This is a genomic window from Xenorhabdus khoisanae (assembly GCF_001037465.1).
Classification (GTDB): Bacteria; Pseudomonadota; Gammaproteobacteria; order Enterobacterales; family Enterobacteriaceae; genus Xenorhabdus; species Xenorhabdus khoisanae.
This window is the reverse complement of the sequence record NZ_LFCV01000096.1, coordinates 16,050-29,959: the sequence shown is the minus strand read 5'-3', so window position 1 is coordinate 29,959 and position 13,910 is coordinate 16,050. Positions and strand designations below refer to the sequence as shown.

Annotated in this window: 12 protein-coding genes; all 12 read left to right on the top strand. The window is 48.4% G+C overall.

The window, feature by feature from the left end; all coding sequences use genetic code 11:
- Nucleotides 1-414 precede the first annotated feature (414 nt).
- From tssB to vasI, 12 genes are read left to right on the top strand one after another with little or no spacing between them, the layout of a single operon-like run.
- Nucleotides 415-912 (top strand): type VI secretion system contractile sheath small subunit, encoded by a 498-nt coding sequence (gene tssB / locus AB204_RS14210; RefSeq protein ID WP_047964027.1) that lies wholly within the window; start codon nucleotides 415-417, stop codon nucleotides 910-912.
- Nucleotides 913-932: 20 nt separating this feature from the next.
- Nucleotides 933-2,411: a type VI secretion system contractile sheath large subunit gene (gene tssC / locus AB204_RS14205; RefSeq protein ID WP_047964026.1), complete on the top strand. Its 1,479-nt coding sequence runs from the start codon at nucleotides 933-935 to the stop codon at nucleotides 2,409-2,411.
- Nucleotides 2,412-2,413: 2 nt separating this feature from the next.
- Nucleotides 2,414-2,854, top strand: a complete 441-nt coding sequence (tssE, locus tag AB204_RS14200) for a type VI secretion system baseplate subunit TssE (RefSeq protein ID WP_047964025.1) — start codon at nucleotides 2,414-2,416, stop codon at nucleotides 2,852-2,854.
- The gene (tssF, locus tag AB204_RS14195) at nucleotides 2,855-4,687 is read left to right on the top strand and encodes a type VI secretion system baseplate subunit TssF (RefSeq protein ID WP_047964024.1); all 1,833 of its coding nucleotides are present in this window, start codon (nucleotides 2,855-2,857) and stop codon (nucleotides 4,685-4,687) included.
- On the top strand, nucleotides 4,651-5,703 hold the full coding sequence (tssG, locus tag AB204_RS14190; protein ID WP_047964023.1) for a type VI secretion system baseplate subunit TssG: 1,053 nt from the start codon (nucleotides 4,651-4,653) through the stop codon (nucleotides 5,701-5,703). Before tssF ends, tssG begins: the two co-directional genes overlap by 37 nt.
- Before the next feature lie 5 nt (nucleotides 5,704-5,708).
- Nucleotides 5,709-7,004: a type VI secretion system-associated FHA domain protein TagH gene (gene tagH, locus AB204_RS14185; RefSeq protein WP_047964022.1), complete on the top strand. Its 1,296-nt coding sequence runs from the start codon at nucleotides 5,709-5,711 to the stop codon at nucleotides 7,002-7,004.
- Nucleotides 6,988-7,542, top strand: coding sequence for a type VI secretion system lipoprotein TssJ (gene tssJ / locus AB204_RS14180; protein WP_047964021.1), 555 nt, complete (start codon nucleotides 6,988-6,990; stop codon nucleotides 7,540-7,542). The genes tagH and tssJ overlap by 17 nt, the downstream gene beginning before the upstream one ends.
- A gap of 2 nt (nucleotides 7,543-7,544) precedes the next feature.
- Complete coding sequence (gene tssK / locus AB204_RS14175) at nucleotides 7,545-8,897, top strand: type VI secretion system baseplate subunit TssK (RefSeq protein ID WP_047964020.1); 1,353 nt, start codon at nucleotides 7,545-7,547, stop codon at nucleotides 8,895-8,897.
- Nucleotides 8,898-8,899: 2 nt separating this feature from the next.
- Nucleotides 8,900-9,667, top strand: a complete 768-nt coding sequence (gene icmH, locus AB204_RS14170; RefSeq protein WP_047964019.1) for a type IVB secretion system protein IcmH/DotU — start codon at nucleotides 8,900-8,902, stop codon at nucleotides 9,665-9,667.
- A gap of 9 nt (nucleotides 9,668-9,676) precedes the next feature.
- Nucleotides 9,677-12,448, top strand: a complete 2,772-nt coding sequence (locus AB204_RS14165) for a type VI secretion system ATPase TssH (protein WP_047964018.1) — start codon at nucleotides 9,677-9,679, stop codon at nucleotides 12,446-12,448.
- Nucleotides 12,448-13,245 (top strand): hypothetical protein, encoded by a 798-nt coding sequence (locus tag AB204_RS14160; RefSeq protein WP_047964017.1) that lies wholly within the window; start codon nucleotides 12,448-12,450, stop codon nucleotides 13,243-13,245. Before AB204_RS14165 ends, AB204_RS14160 begins: the two co-directional genes overlap by 1 nt.
- Complete coding sequence (gene vasI, locus AB204_RS14155) at nucleotides 13,242-13,910, top strand: type VI secretion system-associated protein VasI (RefSeq protein ID WP_047964016.1); 669 nt, start codon at nucleotides 13,242-13,244, stop codon at nucleotides 13,908-13,910. Before AB204_RS14160 ends, vasI begins: the two co-directional genes overlap by 4 nt.

Genomic DNA, 13,910 nt, shown 5'->3' with positions numbered 1-13,910 from the left:
ATTAACAGGTAATAGGTCTGCATACTCTTATAGAGAGTAAAACCAAACTTTTCTCTATTTTAGGAGAAAAGTTTGTTTATAACTGGCTATGTATGGATATGAATAGATTAAAAGCTTGAATAGAGGCTTTTATCAATTTGTGTTTTGGCTTTACATCAAAAAAATAAAATGTCAAACTCGAACTTGACGATTTTTCATATCGATGTTATTTCCACGATTGGATAGGATATATCTGATTATTTAACTATATGTTGATATAAAACTATTCGTACCTGCAAATATAGTTGTTTTCTTTTGCCTATTTTTTTAGGGAGATCTTCTGTATTTGTTATATAGGTAAACATTGGAATCATTCTCTCACCAATAATGAGTTGTTAGACAGTTCATGGTTGTATTAGCCAAAGGGATTCAAATATGAGTAAGAATAGTCCAGGTAGCGTAGCTCCGAAAGAAAGAATTAATATTAAGTATGTTCCTAACACCGGTGATCAAACCGCAGAAGTTGAATTACCTCTGAATCTTCTGGTTGTTGGTGACTTGAAAGGAAAGAGCGAAGATACGCCAATTGAAGAACGGCAAACAGTTTCTATCAATAAGAACAATTTTAATGCCGTAATGAATGAAGCGAACATCAACCTGACTTTTAATGTTCCTAACCGCCTCGATGAAAAAAGTGAAGAAGATCTATCAGTTAATGTAGATATAAAATCTCTGAGCGATTTTTCACCAGATAATATCGCGAAGAAAGTCCCTGAATTAAATAAACTTCTCGAACTTCGCGAGGCATTAGTTGCATTAAAAGGCCCATTGGGAAATATCCCAGCATTTCGTTCTCGCTTGCAGTCACTGCTGGATGATGAATCCGTTCGTGAGCAACTCCTGAAAGAACTTGAAATCGTCAATAAAAAATAACTGGTTAAAGGAATTTTTAAATGGCTCAGCACGAAGAAAACAGCACAGCTATTGCTTCTGGCGCAACGACCTCCTTGCTTGATGAGATTATGTCCCAGGCAAGAATGACACCGGAAAATGACGGCTACTACATCGCTAAACAAGGTGTTGCCGCGTTTATTGGCAGCATTTTGGATACTGGCTCTAACGAAGAACCTATCAATAAACTGCTTGTTGATAAAATGATCGTTGAGTTGGACAAAAAACTCAGCGAGCAGATGGATGAAATTATGCATGCCAAGCAATTCCAGGAACTGGAATCTTCTTGGCGTTCACTGAAAATTCTGGTGGATCGCACTGATTTCCGTGAAAACATCAAAATCAACATCATTCATGCCACTAAAGATGAACTGTTGGAAGATTTTGAATTCTCTCCTGAAATTATTCAGTCTGGTTTCTACAAGCACGTTTACTCCACAGGCTACGGCCAGTTCGGTGGTGAACCTGTTGCCGCCGTCATCGGTAACTATGCGTTCGGCAACACCACGCCTGACATCAAACTGATGCAGTACGTCAGTTCAGTGGGCGCGATGGCTCACGCGCCATTCCTGTCTTCTGTTTCACCTGAGTTCTTCGGTGTTAACAGCTTTACCGACCTGCCTGCCATCAAAGATCTGAAGTCTGTCTTCGAAGGCCCTTCACATACTAAATGGCGTGCACTGCGCGAATCAGAAGATTCACGCTACTTAGGTCTGACGGCTCCTCGTTTCTTACTGCGCCTGCCTTATTCCAATGTTGAAAACCCAATCAAGAACTTCAACTATCAGGAAAATGTCAGCCGTGACCACGAGCATTTCCTGTGGGGTAACACCGCGTACCTGCTGGCAAGTTGTCTGACTGACAGCTTCGCTAAATATCGCTGGTGTCCAAACATCATTGGCCCACAGAGCGGTGGTGCCGTGAGCGACCTGCCTGTTCACCTGTACGAAGCAATGGGTCAGGTTCAGGCGAAGATCCCAACTGAAGTTCTGATCACTGACCGTCGTGAATTTGAACTGGCAGAAGAAGGCTTCATCACCCTGACCATGCGTAAGGGCAGCGATAACGCCGCATTCTTCTCTGCAAACTCAGTGCAGAAGCCAAAAGTTTTCCCGAATACCCGTGAAGGGAAAATTGCGGAAACCAACTACAAGTTGGGTACGCAGCTTCCGTACATGTTCATCATCAACCGTCTGGCTCACTACATCAAAGTATTGCAGCGTGAACAGATCGGCTCCTGGAAAGAGCGCCAGGATCTGGAGCGCGAACTGAACATGTGGCTGAAACAGTACATTGCTGATCAGGAAAACCCACCAACTGACGTTCGCAGCCGTCGTCCTCTGCGTGCAGCCGAAATCAAGGTTCTGGATGTTGAAGGCGATCCAGGCTGGTATCAGGTTGCGATGCAGGTTCGCCCACACTTCAAGTACATGGGTGCAAGCTTCGAACTGTCTCTGGTTGGACGTTTGGATAAGGAATAATCATGGCTGCGCTGTACAGTTGGAACAGAGGCAGCTCTGCCAGTCTGTTTGAGCGCATTCAAGGGAAGAGCTCCGGCTCTTCCCATCAGTCAAGGATGCGTGCACTGCTTGATTCTATCAAGAAGCATTTGAATGAAGTGTTGAATTCCCGTCCCGGTGCGTGCCAAAGCGCCATTGACTTGGGTGTCATTGATCTTAATGACGCGACCGCAACATCGGTGGATTTCAAGCAAAGTATCGAATGGGCGATTGAAGAGTGCATCAGAAATTATGAGCCCAGAATATCAGCGGTTTCTGTCAGCGCTATCAATGATGATTCAGATCCGTTGCTGCTGAGCTTTCATATCAGCGCTGAAATCTCTCTGGATGATATCAACGACCTTGTGGAATTTAGCATCCAGTTGGATAACAACCGGCGCTACTGCCTGGAGCGATCTCAATAAATGTCATTTGAAAAATATTTCAGAGATGAGTTGAACTATCTGCGACAACTGGGGAAAGAAGCCGCAGTTGAGCGTCCTCATCTTGCCGCATTTTTGTCAGAACAAGGTTCTGACCCCGACGTTGAGCGTTTACTTGAAGGTTTTGCGTTCCTGACCGGCAACCTGCGGGCAAAGATTGATGATCAGTTCCCTGAATTGACCCACGGCCTGCTCAATATGCTTTGGCCGAACTACCTGCGTCCAACCCCCAGCATGACCATCATTGAGTATACCCCTGATGAGAGCGTTGTGACGAAAGCGACACAGGTTAAGCGTGGTACTCAGATTATGAGCCACACGCTGTCAACTCAGGATGATATTTATTCGAACGAAAAATCGGGCGGTAAAAAAGACGATCACGGTCGCTGCACCTTCACGCTCTGCCGTGATGTGTGGTTATTTCCACTTTCCATCCGCGACATTTCCGTCAATAACAGTAATGAGAACGGGATCATCGGCCTGAATTTTGCGTCAAAAACCGAACTGAACCTGCATGAACTGGAGCTGGGCAAACTGCGCTTTTATCTGAGTGGTGATAACTATACCACTTCCCAGCTCTATTTCTGGCTCTGCTATTACTTCAGAAAAGCGGAACTGGTCGTGGGCGATACCGTGATCCCGCTGCCCGATTTTGATTTTGTACCCGTGGGATTTGAGCGGGAAGATGCGCTGTTGCCTTACCCGAAAAATGCCTACATGGGATATCGCATTTTGCAGGAATATTTCTGTTTCGCGGAAAGCTTCCTGTTTTTTGATGTGAAAGGTTTCCCGGAACTGCCTGAAGATCTTAAAACCAAAGACTTCAAACTGAATTTACATTTTTCTCAGGCACTGCCACCAGAAGCCAAGGTCCGCCATGACACTTTTCGTCTGCACTGTACGCCGGCAATCAACCTGTTCCCGATGGACAGTGAAGCTATTGAACTCAATGGCAGCCAGACTGAATATCCATTGAAGGCCAGTTACAGTTTTCCGGATAACTACGACATTTTCTCCATTGACGGCGTGGAAAGCTGGCTGACAGGTGAAAATGGTGAACGCAGCCGTGCCCGTATCGGCGAACGTGTTTATACCCCGTTTGAGAGTTTCAATCACCAGATTGATAACGAAGACGAACGCTCAATGCGTTATTACCGCCTTCGGGTGAAAGAATCGCCTTTCCGCAGGGGATTGGAACATTTCATCTCATTTGTGCGGGGAGATGAATCCGATCTGCTCAGACTCAAGCTGAAAGAGAATGTCTCTATCAGTTTGACCTGTACCAACCGTGAATTACCGCTGGAACTGCGTGTTGGCGATATTAATTATCCCTCAATCGGCAGCCCGTCATTTGCGACATTCCGCAATATCACGCGGCCGTCAGTGCCTCTCTATCCTCTGCTGGATGGCGGATTGCATTGGTCACTGCTGTCAAATATGTCGCTGAACTATATGTCATTGCTGGATAGGGACGCGCTGAAACAGGTACTGCGTACTTACGATTTTCCAAGTATTCACAACCGTCAGTCCAAGCGTTCATCGCAGAAACGTCTTGATGCCATTGAAAAGATTGAAACAGAGCCGACAGATCGTCTGTTCCGTGGTCAGCCTGTGCGTGGATTGCGCTCAACGCTATATATCCGGCAACAGGCATTCAGTTCAGAAGGCGAGCTTTATCTGTTCAGTACGATTCTGTCACGGTTTTTCTCACTGTATGCCAGCGTCAATGCTTTTCATATGTTGAAGGTAATCAATCTAGATAATCAGGAATGTTATGAATGGCCGGTACAGATAGGTCAACACTCGTTGATGTAATCACGGAGCAGGATCCTGCCAAGCCACTGGCATTGGACATCTCACAATACAACTTTTACCAGTTGGTTGAGTTACTTAACCAGCTAGCGGTAGCGTGGGAAAAAACCGGAGAGACAGATCGTCCCGATCTGGAGTCTGTCCGTTTCCGATCCAGTGCCAGTCTGGCGTTTCCGACGCGTGATGTCATCTCACTCGCACAATCCAGGAAGGGATACTTCGAATTGGAAGTTTCCTTTATGGGATTGCACGGTAGCCAGTCTCCGATGCCGGGCTACTATCTGGATTCACTGGCATGGGAAGATGCTCAGGGAGAAAACCGCCTGACGGATTTTCTCAACCTTTTCAACCATCGCTTAATTACGCTCCTGCATCAGATCTGGCGGAAATACCGCTATTACATCTGCTTCAAGAAGGGCGGGGAAGATAACTTTTCCCAACGCATGTTCTCCCTTGTCGGTTTAGGCAGTGATGTCAACCGCCGGATGCTGAACATCAACCACAGCAAGATGCTGGCGTATGCAGGATTGTTGGCAAGCCCGGGCCGCTCACCGGAAGTGATATGCAGCCTCGTTTCCCACTGTTTTGATTTGCAGGATGTCACGCTGCACGGTTGGCAGTTCAGAAAAGTCACCATCCCGATGGATCAGCAGAATCGTCTGGGGGGAACCAATAAAGGGCAGAAAATCGGTGATACCGAACTGTCTGTATTGGGACAAAACTTCACCATCGGTTCATGGGTTGGGGATTACAGCGGAAAATTCCTGCTTAGCATCAACGACCTGACGCGTGATCGGTTTCTGTCATTCTTGCCTGATGGAAAGAACTATCTCCCTTTGGTGATGTTTATCTCCTTCGTCATGCGTAGCCAGTTTGCCTGGGAACTGCGTCTCGGTCTGGCTGAGAATCAAGTCGGCGGCATGGTGCTGGGGGCGAAGCAGAATAACCATCTGGGGTGGACCAGTTTTCTCGGCGAACCGGAAAAGAAACCCTTTGTCACAATTTCAGTTATGGAATAACGACTATGGAAAAACATCAACCAACCCTTTCATTGCGGGTTCTTAATAGTGAACAGCTGGAAAGTGGTAAAGCTGCCAATTGCCAGTTCTCGACACAGGGCGGTACGGTCGGTAGCAGTGAAAGCCACCTCTGGTCTGTGCAGGATCAGCAGGGAAATGTTCGTCCGTCACAATTCGCCATTAAATGGCAGGATGGGGCATTCTGCCTGCAAGTGCTTGCTGAGCCGGTGCAAATCAACAAGGCGACCCTGACGCCTCAGTCAAGTCTGATCCGTTTGCAGCAAAGCGATCAAATCAAAGTCGGCAATTTATCGATCAAGATCCACATCAGTTTTTCTGAATCAGATCGCGTTGATCCTTCAACCGTATCACCGGAATCATTGGTTTCCAGTTACAGCAACCCGCTGGATGCCATGATGGAAGGCGTGCCGCTACAAAAATCCGTGTTTGCCCATGATGAAAGTATTGCTCCGACGGTGATGCACCGTTTCAGTGATGATCCGCTTCGGGTACTTGACAGTGAAAGCCTGACCACGCTGAAACCGGAAGTTGAGGCCGACGATACGGAACAACTGTTGCCACCGGATCATTATCAATCACCGCCATTTGCTAACCCTATTTCTGATAACCGAGGCAGTGTTATGGATCAGGAGTTCCTTGATTTACCGGATATCGCTTCCGATCGGCAGTACGAAGATATGGATGTTGATCATGTTGCTATTACCCCTCTTATGCGAGGTCTGGGGGCCAGACTGCCTTTGCATGATAGCCAGCAGGCGAATGACTTTTTGCAAGAGATGGGCAAAACCATGAAAGCCGCGATTGAAGGGTTATTGGCGCTTCAACGCGAACAACACGGGCTGCGTGATAAACAACTTCGTCCTATCGAAGATAACCCGCTGCGCCTGAACATGGATTATGACACGACCATGCAGGTGATGTTCTCAGATCAGAAAAGCCCTGTTCACTTGTCTGCGCCGGCGGCAGTAGCGGAAAGCCTGCAAAACCTGCAACTGCACTATCAGGCCAACCGGGTAGCCATTTCTGCCGCGCTGGACACTATGCTGGAAGCTTTTTCCCCAGATCAACTGCTCCGCCGTTTCTCACATTATCGCCGCAGTAACGAAGTCAAAAATAAAGACGCATCCTGGGCGTGGGAAATGTACACCAATTACTACCGCGAATTAGCTTCCAGCCGTCAACAAGGGTTCGAAAAGTTATTCCGCGAGGTGTATGAGCAGGCTTATGACCGTGCATTACGTCAGGGCTTGGAGGAATCCAGCAATGACACATTCCGCTAGTCGCCGTATATGGGCTGTAGGGATTTTATTGCTGTCAGTGATGTTGCTGAACGGCTGTAGCAGTGCATGGAACGCAACAAAAAAAGTTGGTCAGGTTATCTGGGACCCTTCCACACCGGTAGGTAAACCTGATGATCAGGCTTCTGTTGCCAACATTACATTGCTGGCTGAACCCGACATCAACCCCAATGAAAGTGGTGAAGCGGCTCCTGTTGAAATGAATCTGGTTTATCTCAGTGAAGACTCTCGTTTTCTGGCGGCGGATTACGACCAGCTTGAAAGCGACAAACTCGAAAAGGCACTGGGGAAAAACTACATCGATCATCAGGATTACACGCTGCTGCCGGGGCAATACAAGCCTCTGGAAGCCATCACACTGGAAAAGAAGAACCGTTACATCGGTGTCATCGTTCACTATGCAGATGCAAACCAATCTGAATGGAAAAAGATCATCCGGGTAAAAGACATTGGTCGCCATTACCACATCTTGGTGCATGTCAGAAATAACGACGTCGAACTTAGAAAAGAGGAGGAGTAATCATGCCAGGTAAAAATCGGGTGATTTGGCACGAAGGATTATTCATCAAGCCACAACATTTTCAGCAACAACAAAAACACATTGATTATTTGGCACATAGCCTTGTTTCAGTATTGACACCTTATGCGCATGGTTTCAGCTCTCTGAGCATCAATGATGATCTGCTTAAACTGGGACGCATTGGGATTACCGAAGCCAGCGGCATTATGCCTGATGGCACCTTATTTTCGGCACCCAGCCAGGACTTGCTGCCAAAACCGCTGGATATTGAAAATATCAATGACCTGAAAAGCAAAGATATTTATCTGGCGTTACCCATGTCCAGCGATACCATCCGGGAAATTGCTGATCGGGATGCAGAAATCCAGAGTGCGGTGCGTTATCGGGAATTGCCGACGGATATTCGTGACCTGCATACCAAGGGCGGTGATGCCTTCATGCTTAACCTTGCTCAATTGACGCCAGTCCTGATGCAAGGTTCAGAGGATATGAGTGCGTACACAGCGATCCCATTGTGCCGTATCAAAGAAAAACAAAAAGACGGCACTATCGTTCTGGATAACGAATTTATCCCGACGTGTTTGTCGATCTTCGTGGCTGACAAACTCAAGCGTTTCATGGTGGAAATCGATGGCCTGCTGACAGAGCGTTCAAGAACACTGGCTAAACGTATCGGTTCGCCGGGCCAGCAAGGTGTTGCGGATGTAGCGGAATTTATGATGCTGCAATTGCTTAACCGTGTTCAGCCGTTGTTCAACCATTATGCAAAACAAACCGTTCTGCACCCGCTGCATTTATATACCGAACTGCTCCAGACGTGTGGTGAGCTGAGAACCTTCACCGATGCAAGCCGCCTGCCGGGGAATGTATTGGCGTATGACCACAATAACCTGACAGATACTTTTCAGGATGCAATGCACGCAATCCGTGATGCGTTGAACGTCGTTCTGACACCACGTGCAACGTCGATTGCCCTGAAACAGAACGAAGGCGGTATCCGTGTGGCAACGCTCCACGACAACGATCTGCTGCGTAAAGCCGAATTCGTACTGGCAATCAGCGCCAGCACGCCGCAGGAACAATTGCGTCGTCAGTTCGTTCAGCAAACCAAAGTCACTTCGATGGAAAAAATCCGCGATCTGGTCAGCGTTCAGTTGCCGGGCGTGCCGTTGATTGCTCTGTCCGCAGCACCTCGCCAGTTGCCGTATCACTCTGGATATACCTACTTCCGTCTGGATCAGAAGAGTCCGGCATGGAAAGAAATCCAGCAGGGAAATTCCATCGCATTCCACGTATCAGGGGATTTCCCTGACTTAGATATGCAGCTCTGGGCTATCAGGGGCGGTAAGGAATAATCATGAGTGATATCAATGTTGACAGTCTGTCGCTGGAAAAGTCTGAAACGCTGAAAACATTTCAGCATCAGTACCAGCTACCGTTGCGGGGTGAAAGCCTCAACCCAATGATCGATGCCGCCACCCCGTTGTTGGGGATGGTTTTACGCTTACAGGACATGAATGATCAGGCACTGCCGGACAAGCTTTACCAACAGGTTGTGACTGACATTCGAGCCATTGAGCAGTTTCTGCAAACGAAGGGTTATGAACCCGGCGCGATTGTTTCATTTCGTTACGTACTGTGCACCTTCATTGATGAAACCGCGTTGGGGCACGGTTGGAACAGTCAGAATGGCTGGTTGAAGCAATCACTGCTGGTTCACTTCCACAATGAAACCTGGGGAGGTGAGAAAGTTTTCGTGTTGCTTGAACGCTTAATGGGAGAGGCTCAGCGTTACCAGCATCTGCTGGAGTTCATTTACCTCTGTCTGTGTCTGGGATATCGCGGACGTTACAAAGTCAGCACCCAGAAAAGCGATGACTTTGAGCGCCTGTTCCGCCGCTTGCAACAACAGCTTCACTCACTGCGCGGAGATGCGCCGCCGACCACGCTGTACGTCAATATCAACGAGAGTGATGCGCGTTATCGCCTGAGCAGACGATGGACTATCAAACACCTGTTCTGTATCAGCGCAGGTTTGCTGATTGCCATTTACAGCTTCTATGCCATTCGCCTCGGTGATCAGACCCAAGACATATTAAAGCAGCTAAGTAACTTATTGAGATAGGAAGTCGCCATGATTCAGATTGATCTGCCCACTCTTGTAAATCGTTTAAACCCGATGACCCGCCATGCACTGGAAGCGGCGGCGGCATCTTGCGTCAGTCAGCAACAACCTGAAATCACAGTTGCACAACTGCTGCTTCACATGATCGATACCCCACTCAGTGATGTGCGACTGATTCTAAATAAAGTAGACATTGATAAAGATCTAGTGAAAGAACAACTCGATCAGGTGATGACGCATCATCAATCGATTGTGCAGACTTACCCCAATTTCTCCCCGATGCTGGTGGAGTGGTTGCAGGATAGTTGGTTGCTGGCCTCTACAGAAATGCAGCACAGTGAACTACGCAGTGGCGTGATGCTGATTGCATTGCTGTTCAGCCCACTGCGTTATCTGGCACCACAAACTGCGCGTTTGCTGGCGGGTATCAACCGTGAATTGCTCCGCCAGAATTTTGCTGAATGGACAAATGGCTCTGCCGAGCAACCTTTTGCTGCCAGCGATAAAGAGGGGCAGGGGGTACATCCGGCAAACAGCGACAGCCTGCTGGCGCGTTTTACCCAAAACATGACCGAACAAGCCCGTCAGGGCAAACTCGATCCAGTTTTGTGCCGTGATAATGAAATCGATCTGATGATCGACATTCTTTGCCGTCGCCGCAAAAACAACCCTATCGTTGTCGGTGAAGCCGGTGTAGGTAAAAGTGCCCTGATTGAAGGTCTGGCATTGCGCATCATTAACGATCGCGTACCGGATAAATTGCGCAACAGTGAACTGATGACACTGGATCTTGGGGCATTGCAGGCGGGTGCTGCGGTTAAAGGTGAATTTGAAAAACGTTTCAAAGGCATCATGGCTGAAATTAGCCAGTCGTCAAAGCCCATCATCCTGTTTATCGATGAAGCCCACACTCTGATTGGTGCCGGTAACCAAGCGGGTGGTCTGGATATCTCCAACCTGCTGAAACCCGCACTGGCACGTGGCGAACTGAAAACCATTGCGGCGACTACATGGAGTGAATACAAAAAGTATTTCGAAAAAGACGCTGCCCTGTCCCGTCGCTTCCAACTGGTGAAAGTTTCTGAGCCAACCGCAGACGAAGCCACAGTTATCATGCGTGGCCTGCGTGCCATTTATGAACAGGCACATGGTGTTCTGATTGATGATGAAGCGCTGAAATCCTCTGCGGTATTGAGTGACCGTTATCTCTCCGGCCGTCAATTACCGGATAAAGCGATTGATGTACTGGATACGGCCTGTGCCCGTGTTGCTATCAACCTGACTTCACCACCACGTCAAATCTCTTCGTTGACGACCGAATTGCACCAGATGCAAATGGAAATCGACGTGCTGGAAAGAGAACAACGTATGGGGCTGAACGTCCATGCGGAGCGATTGGAAGAGCTGCAAAACCAGCAGAAAGAGATTCAGGGGCAACTTGCTGAGCTGGAAAGTAACTGGCAACAGCAACAGGAATTGGTGAAACAGATCATCGACCTGCGCAGCCAATTGTTGGCTGATGATTCTTTATCGGCTGATGCAGAAAAAACGGCCGAAACCACCGTTGAAAAAGCGGTTGAAGAAATTGCTGAAAACGCGGAAGAAAATGAAGCGGACGAGCAAGACAAGGCCGTTGAAGAAGCCGAAGCAGTCGAAGAAACTGGAGCAGTCGAAGAAACTGCCGATGAGCGATTTACCGATGAACAATCCCTGATCGAAAAACTGGCGGTGCTTAACGCACAATTGGCAGAGCTACAGCAGAAAAAAACTCTGGTTTCTCCACACGTGGACAAAACCCAGATTGCGGCGGTCATTGCTGAGTGGACAGGCGTTCCACTGAACCGCTTGTCACAGAGCGAACTGTCCATCGTCACTGAACTGCCGACTCACTTGGGGCAAAGCATCAAAGGGCAGGAAACAGCGATCCAATGCCTGCATAAACACCTGCTGACCGCCCGTGCGGACTTGCGCCGTCCCGGTCGCCCTCTGGGGGCATTTCTGCTGGTGGGGCCAAGCGGTGTCGGTAAAACCGAAACTGTCCTGCAAATTGCGGAACTGATGTTCGGTGGTCGCCAATACCTCACCACCATCAACATGTCTGAGTTTCAGGAGAAACATACGGTTTCCCGCCTGATTGGTTCACCTCCGGGTTACGTCGGTTATGGCGAAGGTGGCGTGCTCACCGAAGCTATCCGCCAGAAACCGTATTCCGTTGTTTTGCTGGATGAAGTGGAAAAAGCGCACCCGGATGTACTGAACCTGTTCTATCAGGCGTTCGACAAAGGGGAACTGGCTGATGGAGAAGGACGCATCATCGACTGTAAAAACGTCGTGTTCTTCCTGACTTCCAATCTGGGTTACCAAACCATTGTAGACAATGCTGAGCAGCCTGATCAGCTCAACGACCTGCTTTATCCCGAATTGGCGGCATTCTTCAAGCCGGCACTGTTGGCACGTATGGAAGTGATTCCTTATCTGCCGCTGGGCCATGAAACACTGAAAACCATCATTCAGAGCAAGCTGGCCCGACTGGATACGCTGCTGACTCAACGTTTCAACGCCGAAGTCACTATCAGTGATGAAGTCTCGGAAGAGATCCTACAACGTGCTACCCGTGCAGAAAATGGTGCCCGTATGTTGGAGTCCATCATTGATGGCGCACTGTTACCGCCGGTTTCATTACTGCTGTTGCAGAAAATGGCTGCGGGGACACAAATCAGCGCTATCCGCTTAACCGTAGCAGAGCACGAGTTTCAGGCAGAGGTTGAGGAGGCAGAATAATGAAACAGCGGCTGAAAAGCGCGTTAGCGTTATTGGACGATGACACTATAGAACAACTGGTTGACCATTTTTTGCGGGTCAGCCATAGCTCGCGTTTTGATGCCCTGTTGGTTTTCCTGCTTAACATCACTGAAAACAGGCTGGAAAGCTACAACCTGCCGGAACCTCAGCAGACCAATTCACGTCGGCTGCATGTGGCTATCGATGACGTTAATAATCCGTTGATACAAGTATTACGCAAGGGAACCCCAACAGTTTGGGATTCCCTTAATCACGGGGCGCGCATTGATGATCCTTACTTCCGCACGTTTATTGCAGAGTTACCGCATAACTGTGGGTTGTACGGCATTCCCCTGTTTGACTGCAACGGGCAGGCTTGCGGTGTAATCGCCATATTTGCCGAAAATGTCAACCATTTCACCAACAATGAAAACATGTTCGGCATTTATTGCCATGTTATGCAGCATCGCCTGAAAAAATTGCAGGAACTCGAACAACTGCGCGGACAGTTACGCCAAATCCGCCAGGTATTTCAGGTTCAACGCCAGAAAGAAAAACAATTGGATGAACTGCTTGCCTCCCTGAGTGAATCGAAAAACCCAGCGGCAGTCAGCAGTATCTCCGTGGATTACAGTCATATCGATAATCTGCCAAAGGCCATAGAAGAATTTGAAAGCGCCGTGTTGGTTCAACGTCAGCGTCAGTTTGGTAACGACACCCGATTGATTGCGCAAAGCTTGGGCATTGCCCAGCGGACGTTGGTTTACAAACTGGCTAAATACGGGTGTAGATTATGAATATTGTTTTAATTATCAGCTCATTACTCGCGTCATTGGCAGGGAATCCTAAGCTTGCGGCGGTGGTAGAACCAAAGGAAGCAGTCGCGGTAAAGGAAGAACAAAATTTAGATGAACTGTATAACTGCCGTTTTGAGCCGTCTCCTCTTATCCGGCTGGCATGTTATGACAGTGCGTTGAATAACCTCAAGTTCAAAACTGTACAAATTCCTATCGAAAATATGGGGCCTTCATGGCGGCAGGCGATGGAACAGGAGATGAAACGCACCGATTACTCCACTGATTTCATTGTGAAGCAGGGAGAGAACGGTGAGGCCCCGATTATCCTGACCACGCCCGCGCTTGGGGTAGCACCCCCGCGTCCCGTATTAATGCTGAGTTGCATCGACAGTATCACCCGTTTGCAGGTGGCACTGCCTAAAGCCGTGGAATCCGGTGTTGTCACTGTGACAACAGATAAAGCCGAGTACCGAACTGAATGGTTTGTGCGCGAACACGGTTACTTATGGGAATCCAGCCGTGGCTTACCGGGCATTGAGGAAATCAAGCGCCTGATGAACAGCGAACGGGTGACCATTACGGGCAGTAATGGCCACCAGATAACCTTTAACATTTCTCAGTTGGAGCAGGCAGCCAAACCATTGCGCGCTGCTTGTCGTTGGTAA

Excerpts from the sequence above, each read along its gene's own strand:
- tssB (WP_047964027.1), top strand. The coding sequence starts at position 415 with ATGAGTAAGAATAGTCCAGGTAGCGTAGCTCCGAAAGAAAGAATTAAT.
- tssC (WP_047964026.1), top strand. The coding sequence starts at position 933 with ATGGCTCAGCACGAAGAAAACAGCACAGCTATTGCTTCTGGCGCAACG.
- tssE (WP_047964025.1), top strand. The coding sequence starts at position 2,414 with ATGGCTGCGCTGTACAGTTGGAACAGAGGCAGCTCTGCCAGTCTGTTT.
- tssF (WP_047964024.1), top strand. The coding sequence starts at position 2,855 with ATGTCATTTGAAAAATATTTCAGAGATGAGTTGAACTATCTGCGACAA.
- tssG (WP_047964023.1), top strand. The coding sequence starts at position 4,651 with ATGGCCGGTACAGATAGGTCAACACTCGTTGATGTAATCACGGAGCAG.
- tagH (WP_047964022.1), top strand. The coding sequence starts at position 5,709 with ATGGAAAAACATCAACCAACCCTTTCATTGCGGGTTCTTAATAGTGAA.
- tssJ (WP_047964021.1), top strand. The coding sequence starts at position 6,988 with ATGACACATTCCGCTAGTCGCCGTATATGGGCTGTAGGGATTTTATTG.
- tssK (WP_047964020.1), top strand. The coding sequence starts at position 7,545 with ATGCCAGGTAAAAATCGGGTGATTTGGCACGAAGGATTATTCATCAAG.
- icmH (WP_047964019.1), top strand. The coding sequence starts at position 8,900 with ATGAGTGATATCAATGTTGACAGTCTGTCGCTGGAAAAGTCTGAAACG.
- AB204_RS14165 (WP_047964018.1), top strand. The coding sequence starts at position 9,677 with ATGATTCAGATTGATCTGCCCACTCTTGTAAATCGTTTAAACCCGATG.
- AB204_RS14160 (WP_047964017.1), top strand. The coding sequence starts at position 12,448 with ATGAAACAGCGGCTGAAAAGCGCGTTAGCGTTATTGGACGATGACACT.
- vasI (WP_047964016.1), top strand. The coding sequence starts at position 13,242 with ATGAATATTGTTTTAATTATCAGCTCATTACTCGCGTCATTGGCAGGG.